The following is an 18001-nucleotide window of genomic DNA, read 5'->3' as shown; positions in this document are numbered from 1 at the left end:
GAGAGCGACGTCGGTGTCGGGCAGAGCCGTGAGGCCAGCGCATCGCGCGACCACCAGAACCGAACCGCCCCTGCCCTGCGTTTCCGCAGGTCAGGGGCTGTTCGCCGGAGCCGCCTGTCGGAATCGAACCGACGACCTAATCACGTCGGCTTTGCGTCTATCGCTTGATGCGCCCACTAGGCGAACGAGCCGCTGACCTGCGCAAACGCCGAGCGTGGGGGACGCCGCCATCCGGTGGTGACCGACGACGAACGACCAGTACCGACCGTTTCACCGGAGCTTGCGGCGGCGTCGAAGCCGAGCAAGCTCCATTCCTTTAGCTCACCGCACCCTCCTCGTCGCCGGTCCCGTCGTCGTCGAAGACGTTTCAGGGGTCTTCTCAGATGACGGTGTAGGTCGGCCGGGCGCGTCGGTCCGCAGATAGACGTCGAGGTCTCCCGACGACGGAGGCTCCTACGCCATCCATCCGAAAGACCTCGACGTGTCCGACGCTACCCCGCCGGCCGGCTTCGGCCGCCCTGACCTGACCGCCTTCGCTCGACTCGACGGCCTCGGTCTGAGCGTGACCGGACAACGACTTGAACCGGATCGTGCGGTCCTCGCGTGCCGCGTGGTGGAACCAGATCAGTGGTGCCGACGGTGCGGCAGCGAAGGCGCTGCTCGTGACACCGTGATCCGGCGGTTGGCCCACGAGCCGCTGGGCTGGCGACCGACCGTGCTGGAAGTTGTAGTGCGCCGCTACCGCTGTGCCGACTGCGGACACGTGTGGCGCCAAGACACCAGCGCCGCGGCGGAGCCACGCGCGAAGCTCTCGCGCACCGGGCTGCGGTGGGCGCTGGAAGGGATCGTGGTCGCACACCTCACCGTCGCCCGTGTCGCCGAGGGACTCGGGGTCGCGTGGGACACCGCCAACAACGCGGTCCTGGCTGAAGGCAAGCGGCTGCTGATCAACGACCCCACGCGGTTTGAGGGCGTGAAGGTCATTGGCGTCGAATGAGCACGTCTGGCGCCACACCAGGCGTGGCGACAAGTACGTCACCGTGATCATCGACCTCACCCCGGTCCGCGATGGCGCCGGCCCAGCAAGGCTGCTGGACATGGTCGAGGGCCGGTCGAAGGCGGCGTTCAAGACCTGGCTCGCCGACCGCGACGACGCCTTCCGTGACGCGGTCGAGGTGGTCGCGATGGACGGCTTCACCGGGTTCAACACCGCCGCTGCAGAGGAGATCCCGGACGCGGTCACGGTGATGGATCCCTTCCACGTCGTGCGCCTGGCCGGTGACGCCCTCGACAGGTGCCGGCGCCGGGTCCAACTCGCGATCCACGGGCACCGTGGGTTCAGGGACGACCCGCTCTACAAGTCGCGGCGCACGCTGCACACCGGCGCGGACCTGCTCACCGACAAGCAGAGCGACAGGCTACGCGCGCTGTTCGTTGATGACGCTCACGTCGAGGTCGAGGCGACCTGGGGTGTCTACCAGCGCATGATCGCCGCCTATCGCCACGAGGACCGGCAACGTGGCCGCGAGCTCATGGAGAAGCTGATCACCGACCTCAGCGCCGGCGTCCCCAAGGTGCTCACCGAGTTCACCACCCTGGGCCGGACCCTGAAGAAGCGAGCCGCTGACGTGCTCGCCTACTTCGAACGACCCGGCACCAGCAACGGGCCGACCGAGGCGCTCAACGGACGGCTCGAACACCTGCGCGGCTCCGCACTCGGGTTCCGCAACCTGACCAACTACATCGCCCGAAGCCTGCTCGAGACCGGCGGCTTCAGACCCCAACTCCTACACCCCCGATTGGGATGAGCCAGTTAAGGGACCTGAATCGAGTCCCGCTTACTACCTGGATGTCTTTTGGCGATGTCACACATTCTCGATGTACCGATTCGCGAGACTGATGGGCGAGGGAACTCATACCCTCCGTAGGTGCGTAGGAGAGTTTCAGGGGGCGCTGGCTGATGGCGGTCGGGGGCGGAAGCGCAGATCGTAGGGCCGAGGATCTTGCCGCCACGGGGGATGGGTCAGCCGGAGCCTGGGCTGCGGGCGCAGAAGGGGAGCGTCGCGTAGCAGCGCACCTGTCGGCCCTGCCGGAAACGTGGACCGTGCTTCACGACCGGCTCCTGTCGCCTGGCCTATCAGCGGTGAACCTCGACCATGTCGTGGTTGGCCCTAGCGGCGCCTACTTCATCGACGCCAAGAACTGGAAGGGCTCGATCACCGCGTGGGAGGGCAACCTCTACCAGCACACCGGCCCCCGTGGTTCACGCCAGAGCGTGAGTAAGCACCGAGAGATCGCGAAGGTGCACGGGATGGCTGCCTACATGGCGGCCGAAGCCGGCATGCCGGTGACTCCTGTCATCTGCCTGGCTGGGCAACACGAGGCAGAGTTCGGTGAGCCGCAGTTCATCCGCGGGGTGTGGGTCACGTCGGCCTCGGGCATTGTGGCCTGGCTCAGGTCGCAGACGCACAGACTCGAACGCGAGGGCGTGGAGCGGGCGGCGGTGACGCTCATGACGAGCTTCCCCTCGACGACCACGGATAAGGACCTCCTCGCTGCCATCGGCGCCGCTTCCCAGGCTTCTGGAATCCGCCGTCGACACGGCCGGCACCCGAAGGCACGGGTACCCCGGCGCCCCGCTCAGGTGGCCCCTGTGGCGCCTCGTCGCCGTGGAGTGCTCGGCCGGATCGTGCGGACGCTCGCTGCTCTCGTTTTCATGGCTGGCGCCTTGGTCTTCGCGGCGAAGGTCATCCCCACGTTGATCCTGGGAGGAATCGCTGACGCCGTTTCAGCGAGTTCGCCGCCGCTGGCGACACCACGTGCCGCTACGCCGTCTCCAAGTGGAGCGAGACCCACTTCGACGCCCACACCCACCGTGAAGGGCTCCGCGGCCAAGCCGCGCGCCACCTCAGCACCGGTCGTACCCGCGAGCACGTGCTCTGGATTGACCGCGGCACAAGTGGGGGACATCGTGGGACGCACCGTCCATCCGGTCGCCACGCGAGCCGGATGCTCGTGGGGAACCCGCCTCGACGATCCGAGCACAGTCGTCCTCACCCTGCAGACACAGGCCGAGTACCGCCCGAGCGACTTCCAGTTCGTGTCTTCGGCCAGCCAGCGACGCGTCGTCTACGGCATGGCCTACGACAACACCTGGGATAGCGCAACCGCCCTTTGGGTCGCCACGGGGCAGCCGATCGTCGGCAAGCAGACCACGGTGACCGCACGCACGAACACGCATGTGGTGGTGTCGTCCAAAGACCTCAAGGTCACGGACGAGCGGGCCAGATGGATGGCACGCGCGATCGCCATGGGAGTCAACGCCACACCCTGACAGGACACTCCTCGGGCCTTCCGAAGGGCGTTCGTCGTTAGCGCCGGATACGCCTCACGAAGCGGCCTCGGCAATCTCCTGGGCGACGAGTTTGCCGTAGCCAGCACGCCACTGGTCGACCTGGACCACGAACCGTCCGACGCTGAAGATGGCGGTGTAGCCCGGCTCAGGCTTGTCCGCGCCGAAGCTGACCTCGTCGCGAATGGCAAACCCGCCGTCCCCGAAGGCCACGTCGTCCACCCCGAGCACTCGCGCAGGGAACGTCCTCGTCCCTGCGACGTACGCGTACCTGCCGGTGCAGCCTCCGAAGGTCGTGAGTGCCTGTGCCACACGGGCTTTGGCCGCCAAAGGATCCTTCATGGCGGTGACTGCGGCCGAAGCCGTGGCCGGCGCGTACATGTCCGTCCCGGAAACTCGGAAGGTCGCGAAGGCCGACTCGGGTGTCATGAGGCTCTCCTTCATGGAGCCGCAGGGCGGTCCGACCTTGAGCTGAGGGTCGAACGTGACCTCGCTCTTGGCCCTCGGTCTCGCAACCACACTCGCGAGCACGGCCCTGGCCCCGAGAGGACCTGATGCTGAGGCAAGATCGGCGACGCTCCGTGAGCCCTGCACCGTGTCCCGGACGCAGCTGGCCGCGGCCGATGTGGCGGTCGCCGGGTCCTTGGCAGCCAGCCAGCAGATGACTCCCACGTTGCCGACCCTGGCCACGACTGCCGACACGTGCCGCTCGGTGACGTCGGCCTTGGGCCGGACCTGCGTGTAGGCGAAAGCGGCGTCGACACCTGGGGTGGCCACGGTGCTGGGCATGACCGACCCGCCCGGATCCGTGCAACTGGTCGCCCACTTCTTCAGGCGAGCGTCCCACGTCTCCCGCTCTGCAGCCCCCTCGAGGACCGTCACGACCGAGTAGGCGCCACCGAGGGTGACCTTCGCCAGCTCCGAGGACGCCTTGGTGTCGCCGTTGGGGTTGGCGCTCGAACCGGTCAGCCACGTCGCATCAGCCGCCGCGGAGAGCTTCTCGCCGCACACGTCCCAGTCGAGCGCCTCGAGGCGCGGAGCACCCGGATAGACGTTCCCGGTCGCGCGCTGGCTCAACAGCGATACGGCCTTGCCCTGCTGGACCGAGAGGGCAAGCGGTGTCGCGGTCGGGCTCGCGGACCCCGTCGCGGACACCGTCGGGGACGAGCCCCTGCGCGCCGGAGCAGTGTCCTCCGGTGCGCATCCGGCGAGCAGGAGTGAGATGGACACGACGAGGATGGCAACGGCATACGAACGCTTCGATGTCATGTGAGCGAGTCTGGACAGGATCGCCCAACGCGCCGCCGAGTTGTCCACAGGGTCCTCAGCACTGTCGGTGGGCGCTGGCAGCATGTGCTCATGGAGATCTCGTCAGCACTCGCCCTGGGTCGCAGCCTGCTGCGCGACCACGGGCTCGAGCACTGGCGCGTCACGACCGACCGCGCCAAGACACGAGCCGGCGTATGCCGTTTCGGCGCCCGCACGATCTCCCTCAGCGACCCGTTGACCCGCCTTCACGACGAGTCCGAGGTCCGCGACACGCTCCTGCACGAGATCGCGCACGCGCTCGTCGGCCCCGCCCACGGTCACGACGACGTCTGGCGGAGCAAGGCCATCGAGATCGGGTGCAGTGGGCAGCGCACCGTCGACGCCAGCTCGCCGCACGTCGAGGGGCCTTGGCGCGGCGAGTGCCCCGCCGGGCACACCTATACCCGGCACCGTCGGCCGCGTCGGGTCCTGAGCTGCCTCACTTGCCACCCCGCGTTCGACGCCGGCTCGATCCTCACGTGGACCTATCAGGGTCGCCGGGTCGACATGGGCGAGGCGTACCGCCACGAGCTCGACGAGATCATCCGCCGGCACGGCGCATCCGTGACTCGACGCACCCTGACCACCAGCCCGGCCACGCCGACTCATGTCACCTTCCCGATCGGCGCCCAGGTCCGCATCGTCGCCGACGGGGCCATGCACGGCGCCATCGGTGAGGTCGAGGCGACCTTCTCGACCCGCAGCCAGGTCCGGGTCGGAGACGAGCTGTATGCCGTACCCAACGAACTCCTGCGGGTCGCTGAGCGCATCGCCAGCTGATGACGTTCAGCTCGCCGGAGCCTGCTGGCAGCGGTCGAAGCACGACGTGCCTTCGCCGGGCGGAGTCTTAGGGTGGGGAGGTGCATCCCTCTGCTGAACGTGCGTTGGACCTCATCTCCACACCTCGAACCCCGCCTCAGTTGCTCAAGTCCAGTCAGGCCGCGTGGAACGAGCACGGGTATCCGCTGACGTATGCGTGCTTCATGGCGCTCGTAGCGTTGACCGACAGGTTCGGCGAACCGGACGGCGACATGTCACAGGAGGTCGCGATCGCACGCCCGCCGTCCGAGGTCATTCTCTTGGCAGGTCGACGCCGCGGTGAGGAGTGCCTCGACATGCTCAACGACCTGTTCGTGCGCGTCCGCGAGGCCGACCGCGATCGGACCCAGGAGCTCGCACCGGGCCCGTCGCTGGAGGACCTGGACAAGAACTACAAGGGCAACGCCGCCTACCTCATGGCCTACATCGTGGGATCTGGCGTGGGAGCCTTGATCGAGGAAGGACAGGACGCCGACCGGGTCATCGATTCGGTCGCGGAGTTCTTGGAGCAGCTCTCGAGCTGACCCGGGGACAGGTGGGGTCAGATGAGGCCGGATCAGCCCGCCCGGGACTGCTCCGCGACCGTACGCACATCCTCCGGATCGGTCATCGCCCACCGCACCGTCGCCGTCGCAACGTCACCCAACGGCCGCGCCAGCACCATCTCGGTCACCGGCAGCCACGGCAGCCGCAGCGGACGTCGTGCCCACCGCGGAAGCAGCGCGACGGCACCTGCGGCCAGGGCGGCATACCCCGGCTTGGCAGCAAGGGGGAGTGGCGGGCGGAGCAGCAGGAAGCGGGCCGCGTCACGCGAGGCGGCCGTCGACTCCAGCTCGGGTCGATAGGCCTCGATCGTGGCGGCCAGCTCGGCCGTCGTGACCGGCGGGTCGAGCACGCCCAGCCGCCGAGCGACCACTGCCGTCTGCTCGACATAGCGGTCGGCCTCGGCGTCGGTGAGGGGCTCGGCGGCGTAGCGCTGGAACGACGCGAGGAAGCTGTCGACCTCGGTGACGTGCACCCAGAGCAGGAGGTGCGGGTCGCTCGCGGCATACGGACGACCGTCGGCAGCCTTGCCGCGCACCCGCTCATGGATCGCCCGCACCCGGTCGATCTGCGTCTCGGCGTGCTCGATCGTCCCGAAGGTCGTCGTCGCGAGGAACTCGCTCGTGCGCTGCAGGCGCCCCCACGGGTCGCCCTTGAAGCCCGAGTGTCCGGCGACGCCGGCCATGGCGAGCGGGTGCAGCGACTGGAGCAGGAGTGCCCGGATCCCACCGGGAAACATCGCGGCATCGGCGTGCACCCGCCAGATCGGGTCCTGCGGTGTGAACCAGCGCTCGCCCTCGGCGCCCCAGATCACCGCAGCCTTCGAGGCGGCGTCGTCGCCGGCGACGCGGGAGCGCAGGGCGCTCGCGAGCTGGCGTCGGGCACGGGTGTCCCAGCGGGCAGGGGCGGGTTCGGTCGGCACAGCGAGCTCCTCGTGGCAGGGGTCTTCGCACCCTAACGACGCGTCCTGACAGTCGGCTGGGGAGAGACGACCGCCGTCAGCCCTGAGGGACGATCCCATTCCGCCCCTGCCACGAGCCGTGCTCGGACAGCGGACGGAACCGCAGGGTGGTGAACTCGCTGTGGAAGTCCCGGCGCTCGCGCTCGACCATCGCCGCGGCGTGCCGCTGCGCGGCCGCAGCGGCACCCGCACCCGCACCCACACCGTGTCCCTCGACCATCTCGCGCATCTCCTGCACGGACCGCCACACCGAGAACGTGGAGAACGTGCGCGGCGGCCGCACCGCAGCGAGGGCCAACGAGACCCCGGGGGAGTCCCGCACCTGCTGCTCGACGGGCCGCCCCCACGCGAAGAAGCGACGCAGCTCGGGCAGCTTGAGGTGGGCCAGCGTGACCGCGACGACCGGTTCGTCCGGCTCCATCGAACCCACCCGAGGCGGCAGGCGATCCAGCCCGGACACCACACCCCAGCGCCGCACGAACTCGAGCCGCACGTGCCACCCGTCCGCGAGGTGGCGCCCGAACGGATCCCCTGCCAGGTAGGCGTCGAGCGCCGACTCCGACTCCCACCGCGCGAACACCGCGTGGCGACGCAGCTGAAGCCGTTCGAGCGACACCGCCGGCGCCCCGAGCCTCATGAGTGAGAGGTGCTCGACGTGCTCGAGGCCGTCGACTGACGTCATCTCGCGCGCACCACCCATCAACGCTCGGGCAGCGAGGAGCGGCGGCACGGTGGCGAGGTGGAAGCTGTGGATCCCCATGGTCCGCGTGACGCTACCGCTGCCGACCACCGAAATGACCCACCGCAAACCCCACCGTCTCGGTGCCCGTCACTAGCGTCGAGAGCACAGCCCATCGTCCACGGAAGGTTCCACCCATGAGCTCCCAGACCGACGCCGGTGCCCTGCTCACCCGCGCTCTCGACCAGACCGCGGGTCTGCTCGACGAGGTGAGCCCCGACCACTACGACAAGCCCTCGACCTGTCAGGACTGGACGGTGGGTGACCTCGTCAAGCACGTCGTCGCCTCGCCGCAGCGGTTCGCCGACATGGCTGCGGGCCAGGACGTCGACTGGGCCTCGACACCGGACATCGGGGACGACCCGGCGGCCGAGTTCCGGTCCTCCGCCGACGAGCTCGCCGCCAAGGTCACGTCGGGCGAGGCCGAGGCCATCTCGGGCGCCGCCCTGCCCGAGTACGCCGTCCACGGCTGGGACCTCGCCCACTCCATCCACAGTGACACCACGCTCGACGACGAGGTCGCCGAGCAGGCGCTGGCGTTCATGCGGGACAACCTCACCCCGGACAACCGCAAGGGCGTCTTCGGTCCCGAGGTCGAGGCGAGCGACGACGCCCCGATCCAGGACCGACTCGCCGCGTTCGCCGGCAGGACCGTGCCCGCGTCCTAGAGGGGCATCGAGAAGAACGTGCTGTTCGGGTCCTTCACGTAGGACCCGAACGGCGGACACTGCACGAACCCCGCCCGCCGGTAGAGCGAGCGCGCGGACGCGAAGAACTCCATGCTCCCCGTCTCGAGCGAGACTCGCGCGACACCCCGAGCGCGGGCATCGTCCAGCGCGTACCGCAGCAGCGACGCACCCACTCCGCGGCCACGCGACTCCGGTGAGGTCCGCATGCTCTTGAGCTCCTCGTGACCCACCTCGAGGGGAGCCAGGGCCACCGTCCCCACCAACCGCACACCGTCCCGAGCCACCCACATCCGCACACCGGGCCGACGCAGCCCGTCCACGTCGAGGGCGTGCCGACTCTCCGGGGGAGCGGTGGGCGCGAGGTCGTCGAGATGGTCCTGCAGGAAGCCGAGCAGCTCCGGGTCGGAGAGGTCGGCGGCAGCGATCGTCAGCACCCGACCATCCAACCGCCCGCACCCACGACGGCAGCGAGGGGGAGGGAGAGGGGAGGCGGCAGCACCGCCGCGAGCGGGCGGCATACGCTCGGTTCCGTGAACAACGACGTCACCCGCATCGACTACACCGGCACCGGCATCTCCGAGGACGAGGTCGCACCGACTCCCTGGCAGCAGGCCCAGATCTGGGTCGGTGAGGCGGTCGAGCGCTCGCGCGCCCAGGCCGACGTCCCCGAGCCGCACGCCCTCTCGGTCGCCACGGTCGACACCGAGGGCGCCCCCAACGTGCGCACCGTCCTCATGCGCTACTTCGACGAGCGCGGCCCCGGCTTCCTCACCAACACCGAGTCCGCGAAGGGACAGGAGCTCGCCGGCAACGACGCCATCGCCGCCTCGCTCACGTGGCCGGCGATGTTCCGGGCGATCCGGTTCCGCGGCCGCGCCGAGCTGCTCGACCGCACCGAGGTCGCCGACTACTTCGCCAGCCGCCCGTGGGCCTCGCGCATCTCCGCGTGGGCCTCGCGCCAGTCGCAACCGGCCGCCTCGCGCGCCGAGCTCGAGACGGCATACGAGTCGTATGCCGTCCGCTGGCCGGACCGGGGCAACGCGGACGACGTGCCCCTGCCGGACTTCTGGGGTGGCTACCGCGTCCGGTGCGACGAGGTCGAGTTCTGGGGCGGGCGGACCAACCGGCTGCACGACCGCCTCGTCTTCACCAGGACCGGCGACGGCGACCTCGACGACGCCGGCGCCTGGACCCTGAGCCGACGTCAACCCTGAGCCTTCGTCAGCCCCGACCGGCCGCGGATACAGTGGCCGCGACCTCCACCACGAAGGAAGTGACACCGCAATGACGCCCGACAACGGCACCACCCCCGCCGCCACGACCGAGCAGCACATCGAGACGACCGAGCGCTATGCGGCGCACAACTACCACCCGCTCCCGGTCGTGCTCGCCAGCGGCGAGGGCGCTTGGGTCACCGACGTCGACGGCAAGCGCTACCTCGACTGCCTCGCGGGCTACTCCGCCCTCAACTTCGGCCACTCGCACCCGCAGCTCGTCGAGCGCGCCCGCGAGCAGGTCGGCACCCTGACGCTCACGAGCCGCGCCTTCTTCAACGACCAGCTCGGCCCTTTCGCCAAGGCCCTCGCCGAGCTCACCGCCAAGGACATGGTGCTGCCGATGAACTCCGGCGCCGAGGCCGTCGAGACCGCGATCAAGGTGAGCCGTCGCTGGGGCTACGAGGTCAAGGGCGTGCCCGAGGACCAGGCCAACATCATCGTCATGGAGGGCAACTTCCACGGTCGCACGACGACGATCATCAGCTTCAGCGACGACAAGGTCGCCCACGACAACTACGGCCCCTACACGCCGGGCTTCCGCGCGGTCCGCTACGGCGACATCGAGTCGGTCCGCTCGGCCATCGACGAGTTCACCGTCGCGGTGCTCTTCGAGCCGATCCAGGGCGAGGGCGGCGTCGTCGTCCCGCCGGAGGGCTTCCTGCGCGACCTGCGCGTCCTGTGCTCCGAGGAGAACGTCCTCATGGTCGCCGACGAGATCCAGTCCGGTCTCGCGCGCACCGGCACGACCTTCGCGTGCGACCTCGAGGAGGTCGTGCCCGACATGTACATCCTCGGCAAGGCGCTCGGCGGCGGCCTCTATCCCGTCTCCGCCGTCGCGGCCAACACCGACGTCCTCGGCGTCATCACGCCCGGCTCGCACGGCTCGACCTTCGGCGGGAACCCGCTCGCTGCCGCGATCGGGCACGAGGTATGCCGTCTGCTCGCCACCGGCGAGTACCAGGACCGCGCGCGTCGCCTCGGTGAGCGCCTGCTCGCCGGCCTGCAGCCGCTCGTGGGCCACGGTCTGGACGAGGTGCGCGTCCGCGGTCTCTGGGCCGGCCTCGACGTCACGCCCGGCGGTCCGTCCGGTCGCGAGCTGTGCGAGCGCCTCATGGAGCGCGGCATCCTCGCCAAGGACACGCACGGCATGACGATCCGTCTCGCGCCGCCGCTCGTCATCACCGAGGACGAGGTCGACCAGCTCGTGGCCGCGGTCAAGGACTCGCTCGAGGCCTGACCTGAGGCTCGACACGTCGCGCCATGAGAACGGCGCCGCACCACCTCGTGGTGGCGCGGCGCCGTTCTGCTGGCGGCGGTCTCGACTGGCGAGCTGTGGGTGCCTCACCGGGTCAGGGACGCGACGTGGTCAGCGGATGAGCGGGAACATCCGCGTGGGCCCCAGATGCGGGGTTCCGCTGTGCGAGAACGACGTCGGGGACGGTGACGCGCTGAAGCAGGGGTCGTCGACAGTGGCCGGGACGGCGAGGCTGTAGCCGGGAGTGGACAGGACGACGGTGGCGTCGACCGACGCCGGGGTCGACGGTCCGGACGATGCCGGGGGAGCGGCGACCTGCGACAGGCGCAGCACCGCGGATCGCGTGCCGGCGGGCCGGGTCAGCTCGGCGACGTTGGGAGCCCCGGGACCGATGCACGCGGCATACGTGAGAACCCACCCGCTCGAGGTGAGCGAGTCCACGAGCGCGGGAAGCCCGCCGGGGGCGGCCACCCCCGAGACAGAACCGCCGGCCGCGTCGCGGGCCTCGGACTCGCCGCGCGAGCCGGGCGTGCCCACCTTCAGTCCGAGCGAGGCCAGGCCCGGGTCACCCTCGATGACCTTGACGTCGGCAGCCATGTCGCTCGTGTCCTCGTCGGGCCAGACAGGAGGCTTCACTCGCTCGCCGGTCAGAGCCGCGGGACTGGACACGACGGGGGGCGCCGCGGTGTCGGTGGGGGACGCGGTGGGTGCGGCGCCGGTGAACAGGCAGGTGGTTGCCGGGTCGAGCGAGGGGGACGGCGCGGGAGCCCGCTCGAGGTGGTGGGGGACCACCGCCTCGAGGCCGACCTGCGTGCGGTCGGAGGCGCCCGGAACCGGCGAGCCGGAGGCCGAGGGAGTGGTGTCGGGCAGGGCCGTCGACGCCCGGAGCAGGGCCGTGATGGCGTCGTCACCCGTGCCGCGGACGAGCTGGGCACTCGCAGCCCCGGGGAAGCCCTGCTCGTCAGGTGCGCACTCCGCCTGGACGAGGTTCCACCCGGCGCCGGTCGCCGCCCTGACCTCGGTGGCGACGGCAGCCCGAGGTGCGCTGGTCGTGACGTAGGCGCGACCGGCGACGGAGCGGCTCACTGCGGGCGCCGGACCGTTCGGTCCGACGGTGGTGGCCTTCGCAGCCGCGATCCACGGGTCGGACCACGCAGCCTGAGCGCGGGTGAGGTCCGTGGCGTCGGGGAAGGTGCGTCCGTCCTTCTCCGTCTGGCAGCCGGCCAGCGTCACGACGGCGAGGATGCCCGCCAGGCCGAGCCCGATCGCGTTCGCCCCCCGCATCCCCGCACGCTGCATGCCCACACCTTGCCACGCGCTCACTCGGGCGGCAGGATCGCCACGAGCGGCTTGTCCCAGCCCATCGAGCCGCCGAGGTCGCGGTTGACGAAGTCCTCGCGGGTCGTCGTGCGAGTCTCGCCCGACTCTGGCTCGTAGACGCGCAGGTTGCCGTCCTCGGTGCCGGTGACGAGCACGATGTGGGAGCCGGCGTTGTCCGTGCCGTCGACGTCGTAGGTGTAGACGGGCACCGCCTGGCCGTTGTCGACGGCTCGGGCGATCCGGTCGTAGGCGTCGCCGGGGTCACCGGGGTCGACGTAACGGGTCTCGTAGTCCCCGCCCGTCCCGGAGCCGCCGTCCCCGGACATCTGGCGTGCGGCCGAGCCGGGGCTCGTGCCGGCAGCCTCGGGCCACCAGCCGTTGAACTTGCCGTCGTGCGTCGTGAGGCCGTTGGTCTGGTGGTGCAGGTCGATGGCGTCGTGCTGGAACCGGTTGTGCATCGCGATCTGCTCGGGTGTGGCCCCCGGGCCCAGGGGGTTGCGGTCGTTGGGGACCGGCCCGGGGTCCGGGACCTGCTGACCGGTCCGGGGGTCGTAGCCGGTGAGGACGCGCATGGCGTAGAGCGGGTCGTTGAGCATCGAGGCGAGCAGCAGGCTCGAGGAGCCGCAGGTCGTGCCGTCCGGCTGCCGGAGGATGCCGGGGTGGGTCGTCGGGTCGAGGGCTCGTCGCTGCGCCGGTGACAGCTGCCCCAGCTTCGTCGAGTAGTTGAGCAAGGTGGCCCCCGTGGCCCCGGCCGCGATGGCCGCGAGGAGCCAGCCCCGCGCGGTGTCGTCGGGTGCGGCGGCGAGCAGGCGCTGAGCCTCTGCCCGCTCGGCCGGTGTCATGGCGGCCATCGCGTCGTTGGCGCGGGCGACGGTGTTGCCGCGCAGTGGTCCGGAGTCGTTGCCGTCGCCGCCACCGACGAAGAGGTTGACGCCGCTCACGGGGTCGACGCCCTCGGGGAGCTCGTGGGGCAGCTCGAGCTCGTCGACGGCGTTGCGGATGAGCCGAGCCGCCGTGGTGATCGCCGAGTCGGCGTCCTGGTAGGCGCCGAGAAGCTCCTGTGCCCCGTGGAGGACTGCTTGGAGGATGCCCGCGATCTTGTCCTTGAGCGCGAACGGGTTGAGGTCGCCCCACGAGATCGACCGGTGCTCGTCGAGCTCGACCCAGGCGTCGGCGTGCCTCGTCCGGGCCGACTCCATGTCGGTGCTCAGCGTTCCGAGCGCGCTGTCGATCGCGCGGGTGGCGGGCTCGACGGAGTCCATCCGGTCCACGAGAGCGGTGAGCGAGGCGCGGTAGCCGTCGCCGGCGTCGCCCTCCCAGACCGTGGTCGTCGTCTTGTCGTGCGTGCGGGTGACGTCGGTGCAGGCGCCGTTCCACGTCCGCCCGAGACGGCGCCACGCCGAGGCGGCGTCGTCGATGTCCGTGGGCGCGGGCCCCGGTGCCTCCGTCGCGATGGTGACCAGGTCCCCGACGAGGTTGACGATCGTCTGGGCCGCGTCCCACGGCGGCCACAGGTCGACGTCCTGCAGGTTGGCGATGACCCCCTGCAGCTTGTCGATGACGTCGGTGATGCTCATGGCTGCGGGGGAGTGAGGGAGGTGAACGCACCGGCGGAGGCGTGGTCGGTCCGTTCGTAGGTCGTGAGGCACGACTCGACGTTGGTGTCGAAGGACTCGAGGACGCGCGAGGTCGTCGTCGTGACCCCGCGAACCCGCCCCACGGCATACGCGAGGTCGTCCGCGAGGTCGCCCATGGAGGAGCCCTGGGCGTTCGAGAGGTCCGTCGTCGTGTTCCCCAGGTCCGTGCGTGCCTCGGCGGCCCCCAGAGTCCAGGCAGTGCGTACCTCTCCGGGTTGGATCCGGAGCGTCATGGGACCAGCGTAGGAGCGTCGGGCCGTGCCGGGAATGGGGAGGACTCCCCGTGCGGTCGGGCCGAGACGGTCAGGCCGAGACGGTTAGGCCGAGACGGTCACGCCGCCGGCTTCACCACGGTGCCAGCGGACGAGGTGGGCGAGCGAGCGCCGCATGTCGCCCGGCAGGAAGGTGGCGCCGACGCGCTCGGCCATGTCCGAGTCGGCTCCTGCGCCGCCGATGGCAAGCGGGTAGTGCCGCGCCAGCGTGCGCAGCGCGCCGGCGTGCGCCTCGAACACGCGCGGACGGGTCGCCGCGACGACGACACCTGATGCCCCGATGGCCCGGCACACGTTGGCCAGACCCGGCAGCGGCGTGTCGGAGCCGAGGAACCGCGACGGCACACCGGATCGCACCAGGAGGACGTGGAAGCACAGCAGGCCGAGGTCATGACGCTCACCGGGCGGGCAGGCCAGGACAACGGGGTCCACCGCGGTGGACGGAGCGTCCGGGTCGCTGACCGCTGCCGCCGTGAGCCACGACCGGGTCACCTGGCTGGCGAAGTGCTCGGAGGCGACCGAGCAGTCGCCGCGCTCCCATGCCTGACCGACAGCGTTGAGGAAGGGCAGCACGACGTCGGTGATCGTGGCGTTCACGCCGTGACTGCGGGCCTCGTCACGAAGCAGCGCGCGCAGCGTGCGCTCGTCCATGGCGCGTGCGGCGACGAGCATCGCGTCGACCGGCATCGTCGCTGCTGGGGTGGTGGTCACCTCCGAAGTGTAGGGGGTCCAGCGCCCGGACCTGCAGATATGTCATCAGACGGGTACGTCGTGCGGGTCTCGACCGGGTGACGGGTGGCAGGCTGCTCACATGGACATGTCGTCGGATCGCACACGTCAGGTCGTCGTGACCCTCTCCGAGATCTTCTGCGTGCTCGGAACGCTCGTCGGCGTCGGGGTCATCGGTACCCGCGTGGAGGAGTCGTCCGGCGGCTCGCTCTCGGCGGACGCCACCCTGCTCGCTCCGGCCGGGCCGGCGTTCTCGATCTGGTCGGTGATCTACATCGGGCTTGCCGCCTACACCGTGTGGCAGTGGCTGCCCGGGCCGGGACGCAGCGAGCTCGCGCGCCGGACGGGGTGGATGGTCGCCGGCTCGATGGTCCTCAACGCCGTCTGGCTGCTCGTGACGCAGCAGGGGTGGATCTGGGTGAGCGTGCTCGTCATCCTCGCGCTGCTGCTCGTCCTCGCCCGGCTCGCGCTCGAGCTCGCCTCCGCCGGCGACCATGCCGCCGGTCCCGCGGGGACGTGGCTCGTGCGGATCACGGCCGGGCTCTATCTCGGCTGGGTCGCCGTCGCGACGTTCGCCAACGTCGCTGCGGCGCTCGGCAACAGCGGGGTCAACGTCACGCGTGGGGGTGCCGTCGTCGCCGCCGTGCTGGCGCTCGCTCTCGTGACGTCCGTCGCAGTGGCCCTGATGCGCGCCGAGCCCACCCGGTGGGGCGTGGCCGCCTCCGCGGTCTGGGGCCTGTCATGGCTGGCCTTCGGGCGGTTTTCCGACGAGCCGCAGTCGTCCGTCGTCGGCGCGTTCGCCCTCGTTGCTGCTGCCGCGGTCGCGATCTCCGCGGTGGCTCTCACCGTCGGTCGGCGCTCGAGCCCTGTCCGGCCCGAGGCGGTCTGACGTCCCTCAGGCGTCGTCTCTCAGGCGTCGTCCCTCAGGCGTCGTCCCACGCGGCGGCGCTGATCCGCCACGCTCCACCGGTGCGCACGAGCTGGATCGACTTGCCGCCGCGACCCGTGAAGGCTTCGCCGTCCTGCACGCCCTCCTTGGCGTACTCCCCGAACCAGTGGGCGACGTCGCCGAAGATCTCGACGCGGCCCGGCCTCGCCCACTCGCGGAACGACTCGAGGGTCCCGCCCTCGGCGAGGAGGGCACGACGGGGCTCGATGAACTCGCCGACGTCGAAGGAGCGGACCGAGTCCCCCTGTGCCGCAACGATCCTGGCCCCGGGAAGGAACAGCTCGGCCAGGCGGTCCATCCGCTCGTCGAGGCCGGTTCCGGTCGAGAACGCTGCGAAGAACTCGTCGACGATGCCATCGATCGCGCGAACGTCGGCGGCTCGCGTGCTGTCGGCGGACCCGGCGCGGGCCGCGTTCGTCGCGATCGCGTCGGCCATCTCGACCCGTCGCCCACGGGGAAGGTCGTGTCCCATCTCGGGGAAGACGAGGAGGCGTGAGCCCGGGATCGCCCGCGCCGTCGCCACCCCACCGCTAGGCAGGACCAGCCTGTCGCGCAGGCCGTGGATGACGAGCGTCGGCGCCGTGATCCGCCGCAGCCGCGGCGTGCGGTCCGGGGAGGCGTTGATCGCGTTGAGCTGACGGTCGCGGCTCACCGACGTCACCGCGCCGCGCTCCACGTGCGCCTGCGCCATGAGACGCATCTCGTCGGCGTCGAAGTCGTGCCCGGCGATGACCCGGAACGCCTCGACGCTGGCAGCCACGGCCTCGTCACGGGTGCGTGGCGGGTTCGCGCGGATCTGGCGCAGCAGCGCGGGAAGCAGCTTGGCCGACGTCCGTCCGTAGCGCCGGTGACCGGTGTTGGACATGATCGAGCAGAGCGATCGCACCATCTCGGGTCGGGTGACGGTGAGCTCCTGGGCGATCATCCCGCCCATCGACGCGCCGACGACGTGCGCCGACGCGATGCCGAGGTGCTCGAGGAGGCCCGCTGCATCGGCGGCGAGGTCGCCCAGGGTGTAGTCCGAGCGGGCCAGCCGTCGGGCGGCGAGCCCGCGGGCGATGTCGCCACGCGTCGGGGCGGGGGCATCCGTGAAGGAGGACAGACCCTGGTCGCGGTTGTCGTAGCGAACCACCCGGAAGCCGCGCTCGACGAGCAGGTCCACGAGATCCTGCGGCCATGCGACCAGCTGGGCGCCCATACCCATGATGAGGAGCATCGGCTCGCCGTCGTCGGGACCGTCGACGACGTACTCGATCCGGACGTCGCCGATCTGCGCTGAGGTCATGCCTGCAATCCAACCAAACCCGCGACGTAGGCTGTCCGCCGTGCTCCTCCTGCTCACCCAGGTGCTCGTCGCCGCCGCGGCGCTCCTCACCCTCATGGCCCTGGCCTACACGCTGTTCGACCGGCTCATCGACAACTGGCTGCTCGGCCTCGTCGCCCTCGTCGAGCTCGGGGTCATCGTCCAGCTCGTCGCCGGGCTGGCGGGCATCGGAAGCCTCGACGGGCACCGGGCGACGTTCGCGGCATACATCGTCACGCTGCCGTTCGTCCTCGGCATCACGACCTGGGGCGCGATCAAGGACAAGACGCGCTGGGCGATGGCCTCGGTCGCCGTCGGCGCGTTCGCCGTCATCGTCATGACCCTCCGCCTCCAGCAGATCTGGGACATCTATGCCTGACGCCTCCGACCTCGGTACCGACGACGCCGACGCCACTGCGCCCACGCACTCGGGCCGAGGTCCGGGACGCATCCTCGTCGTGGTCTACGGCGTCCTCGCGCTCGCGGCGACGGGGCGCTCGATCCTGCAGATCCTCGAGTACTTCAGCCGCGCGCCGCTGGCCTACCTGCTCTCGGCGCTGGCAGCCGTGATCTACATCGTGGCGACCGTCGGGATGGCCCGCGGTGACCGCGCATCGACGCGAGTGGCGCTGCTGGCGTGCACCGTCGAGCTCGTCGGGGTGCTCGTCGTCGGGGCCCTCTCGTATGCCGTCCCGAGCGCCTTCCCGGACAAGACGGTCTGGTCGCACTTCGGCTCGGGCTACGGCTACGTGCCGCTCGTGCTGCCGGTGCTCGGCATCTGGTGGCTCACCAAGGTGCGCCACGCAGGCCTGCGTGCGGGCCCCGACGGGACCCGCACGGACGCCTGA

Annotated in this window: 18 protein-coding genes and 1 pseudogene; 10 read left to right on the top strand and 9 right to left on the bottom strand. The window is 70.5% G+C overall.

All coding sequences use genetic code 11. The features are described from left to right. The first annotated feature begins 481 nt into the window (after positions 1–481). Positions 482–1808 (top strand): annotated as a pseudogene (locus ACSQ11_RS16405) (ISL3-like element ISPfr2 family transposase). A 152-nt stretch (positions 1809–1960) separates the two neighbouring features. Beyond that, the gene (locus tag ACSQ11_RS16400; RefSeq protein ID WP_436007464.1) at positions 1961–3334 is read left to right on the top strand and encodes an NERD domain-containing protein; all 1374 of its coding nucleotides are present in this window, start codon (positions 1961–1963) and stop codon (positions 3332–3334) included. A gap of 54 nt (positions 3335–3388) precedes the next feature. Here the strand turns inward: ACSQ11_RS16400 and ACSQ11_RS16395 are convergent, their stop codons facing one another. Further along, on the bottom strand, positions 3389–4507 hold the full coding sequence (locus ACSQ11_RS16395; RefSeq protein WP_436007462.1) for a hypothetical protein: 1119 nt from the start codon (positions 4505–4507) through the stop codon (positions 3389–3391). Between the two features lie 204 nt (positions 4508–4711). On the opposite strand from ACSQ11_RS16395, the gene ACSQ11_RS16390 reads away from it, so the two are divergent. Continuing rightward, a complete protein-coding gene (locus ACSQ11_RS16390; RefSeq protein ID WP_436007460.1) occupies positions 4712–5440 on the top strand; it encodes a SprT-like domain-containing protein in 729 nt (242 codons plus the stop codon). Positions 5441–5643: 203 nt separating this feature from the next. Then, a complete protein-coding gene (locus tag ACSQ11_RS16385) occupies positions 5644–6003 on the top strand; it encodes a hypothetical protein (RefSeq protein WP_436007458.1) in 360 nt (119 codons plus the stop codon). 32 nt (positions 6004–6035) lie between these two features. Here ACSQ11_RS16385 and ACSQ11_RS16380 read toward each other — a convergent pair whose 3' ends face one another. Both ACSQ11_RS16380 and ACSQ11_RS16375 read right to left on the bottom strand, forming a co-directional pair. Next, positions 6036–6944, bottom strand: a complete 909-nt coding sequence (locus tag ACSQ11_RS16380; protein WP_436007456.1) for an oxygenase MpaB family protein — start codon at positions 6942–6944, stop codon at positions 6036–6038. A gap of 76 nt (positions 6945–7020) precedes the next feature. Further along, complete coding sequence (locus ACSQ11_RS16375; protein WP_436007454.1) at positions 7021–7743, bottom strand: hypothetical protein; 723 nt, start codon at positions 7741–7743, stop codon at positions 7021–7023. A gap of 116 nt (positions 7744–7859) precedes the next feature. Between ACSQ11_RS16375 and ACSQ11_RS16370 the strand changes: the two genes are divergently transcribed. Next, positions 7860–8390 (top strand): TIGR03086 family metal-binding protein, encoded by a 531-nt coding sequence (locus tag ACSQ11_RS16370; RefSeq protein ID WP_436007452.1) that lies wholly within the window; start codon positions 7860–7862, stop codon positions 8388–8390. Here the strand turns inward: ACSQ11_RS16370 and ACSQ11_RS16365 are convergent. Next, positions 8387–8845, bottom strand: coding sequence for a GNAT family N-acetyltransferase (locus ACSQ11_RS16365; protein WP_436007450.1), 459 nt, complete (start codon positions 8843–8845; stop codon positions 8387–8389). The genes ACSQ11_RS16370 and ACSQ11_RS16365 overlap by 4 nt on opposite strands. 96 nt (positions 8846–8941) lie before the next feature. Between ACSQ11_RS16365 and pdxH the strand changes: the two genes are divergently transcribed. Both pdxH and rocD read left to right on the top strand, forming a co-directional pair. Next, the gene (gene pdxH / locus ACSQ11_RS16360) at positions 8942–9625 is read left to right on the top strand and encodes a pyridoxamine 5'-phosphate oxidase (RefSeq protein WP_436007448.1); all 684 of its coding nucleotides are present in this window, start codon (positions 8942–8944) and stop codon (positions 9623–9625) included. 70 nt (positions 9626–9695) lie between these two features. Continuing rightward, entirely contained in the window at positions 9696–10925 is a 1230-nt protein-coding gene (gene rocD / locus ACSQ11_RS16355) for an ornithine--oxo-acid transaminase (RefSeq protein ID WP_436007446.1), read from the top strand. Positions 10926–11054: 129 nt separating this feature from the next. On the opposite strand, the gene ACSQ11_RS16350 is transcribed toward rocD, so the two are convergent. The 4 genes from ACSQ11_RS16350 to ACSQ11_RS16335 all read right to left on the bottom strand — a co-directional run bounded on the left by ACSQ11_RS16350 (position 11055) and on the right by ACSQ11_RS16335 (position 14883). Continuing rightward, a complete protein-coding gene (locus tag ACSQ11_RS16350) occupies positions 11055–12227 on the bottom strand; it encodes a hypothetical protein (protein ID WP_436007444.1) in 1173 nt (390 codons plus the stop codon). Between the two features lie 35 nt (positions 12228–12262). Then, a complete protein-coding gene (locus ACSQ11_RS16345) occupies positions 12263–13840 on the bottom strand; it encodes a hypothetical protein (protein WP_436007442.1) in 1578 nt (525 codons plus the stop codon). After that, the gene (locus ACSQ11_RS16340) at positions 13837–14133 is read right to left on the bottom strand and encodes a hypothetical protein (RefSeq protein ID WP_436007440.1); all 297 of its coding nucleotides are present in this window, start codon (positions 14131–14133) and stop codon (positions 13837–13839) included. Before ACSQ11_RS16340 ends, ACSQ11_RS16345 begins: the two co-directional genes overlap by 4 nt. An 84-nt stretch (positions 14134–14217) precedes the next feature. Next, entirely contained in the window at positions 14218–14883 is a 666-nt protein-coding gene (locus tag ACSQ11_RS16335) for a cobalamin B12-binding domain-containing protein (protein WP_436007438.1), read from the bottom strand. A gap of 100 nt (positions 14884–14983) precedes the next feature. On the opposite strand from ACSQ11_RS16335, the gene ACSQ11_RS16330 reads away from it, so the two are divergent. Further along, a complete protein-coding gene (locus tag ACSQ11_RS16330; protein WP_436007436.1) occupies positions 14984–15790 on the top strand; it encodes a tryptophan-rich sensory protein in 807 nt (268 codons plus the stop codon). 34 nt (positions 15791–15824) lie between these two features. Here ACSQ11_RS16330 and ACSQ11_RS16325 read toward each other — a convergent pair whose 3' ends face one another. Further along, on the bottom strand, positions 15825–17135 hold the full coding sequence (locus ACSQ11_RS16325) for an alpha/beta fold hydrolase (protein WP_436007434.1): 1311 nt from the start codon (positions 17133–17135) through the stop codon (positions 15825–15827). Positions 17136–17175: 40 nt separating this feature from the next. Between ACSQ11_RS16325 and ACSQ11_RS16320 the strand changes: the two genes are divergently transcribed. Both ACSQ11_RS16320 and ACSQ11_RS16315 read left to right on the top strand, forming a co-directional pair. Further along, positions 17176–17532 (top strand): hypothetical protein, encoded by a 357-nt coding sequence (locus ACSQ11_RS16320; RefSeq protein WP_436007432.1) that lies wholly within the window; start codon positions 17176–17178, stop codon positions 17530–17532. Next, positions 17525–18001, top strand: a complete 477-nt coding sequence (locus ACSQ11_RS16315; protein ID WP_436007430.1) for a hypothetical protein — start codon at positions 17525–17527, stop codon at positions 17999–18001. The genes ACSQ11_RS16320 and ACSQ11_RS16315 overlap by 8 nt, the downstream gene beginning before the upstream one ends.

The organism is Knoellia sp. LjRoot47, assembly GCF_964253435.1.
Lineage (GTDB): Bacteria > Actinomycetota > Actinomycetes > Actinomycetales > Dermatophilaceae > Knoellia.
The sequence above is the reverse complement of the archived record's forward strand: the minus strand, read 5'-3'. Positions and strand labels throughout refer to the sequence as shown.

Bases quoted from the DNA above. Each gene is read 5' to 3' on its own strand.
- ACSQ11_RS16375 (WP_436007454.1), bottom strand. From the start codon at position 7,743: ATGGGGATCCACAGCTTCCACCTCGCCACCGTGCCGCCGCTCCTCGCT.
- rocD (WP_436007446.1), top strand. From the start codon at position 9,696: ATGACGCCCGACAACGGCACCACCCCCGCCGCCACGACCGAGCAGCAC.
- ACSQ11_RS16340 (WP_436007440.1), bottom strand. From the start codon at position 14,133: ATGACGCTCCGGATCCAACCCGGAGAGGTACGCACTGCCTGGACTCTG.
- ACSQ11_RS16390 (WP_436007460.1), top strand. From the start codon at position 4,712: ATGGAGATCTCGTCAGCACTCGCCCTGGGTCGCAGCCTGCTGCGCGAC.
- ACSQ11_RS16350 (WP_436007444.1), bottom strand. From the start codon at position 12,227: ATGCGGGGGGCGAACGCGATCGGGCTCGGCCTGGCGGGCATCCTCGCC.
- ACSQ11_RS16385 (WP_436007458.1), top strand. From the start codon at position 5,644: ATGGCGCTCGTAGCGTTGACCGACAGGTTCGGCGAACCGGACGGCGAC.
- ACSQ11_RS16325 (WP_436007434.1), bottom strand. From the start codon at position 17,135: ATGACCTCAGCGCAGATCGGCGACGTCCGGATCGAGTACGTCGTCGAC.
- ACSQ11_RS16315 (WP_436007430.1), top strand. From the start codon at position 17,525: ATGCCTGACGCCTCCGACCTCGGTACCGACGACGCCGACGCCACTGCG.
- ACSQ11_RS16370 (WP_436007452.1), top strand. From the start codon at position 7,860: ATGAGCTCCCAGACCGACGCCGGTGCCCTGCTCACCCGCGCTCTCGAC.
- ACSQ11_RS16400 (WP_436007464.1), top strand. From the start codon at position 1,961: ATGGCGGTCGGGGGCGGAAGCGCAGATCGTAGGGCCGAGGATCTTGCC.
- ACSQ11_RS16345 (WP_436007442.1), bottom strand. From the start codon at position 13,840: ATGAGCATCACCGACGTCATCGACAAGCTGCAGGGGGTCATCGCCAAC.
- ACSQ11_RS16330 (WP_436007436.1), top strand. From the start codon at position 14,984: ATGGACATGTCGTCGGATCGCACACGTCAGGTCGTCGTGACCCTCTCC.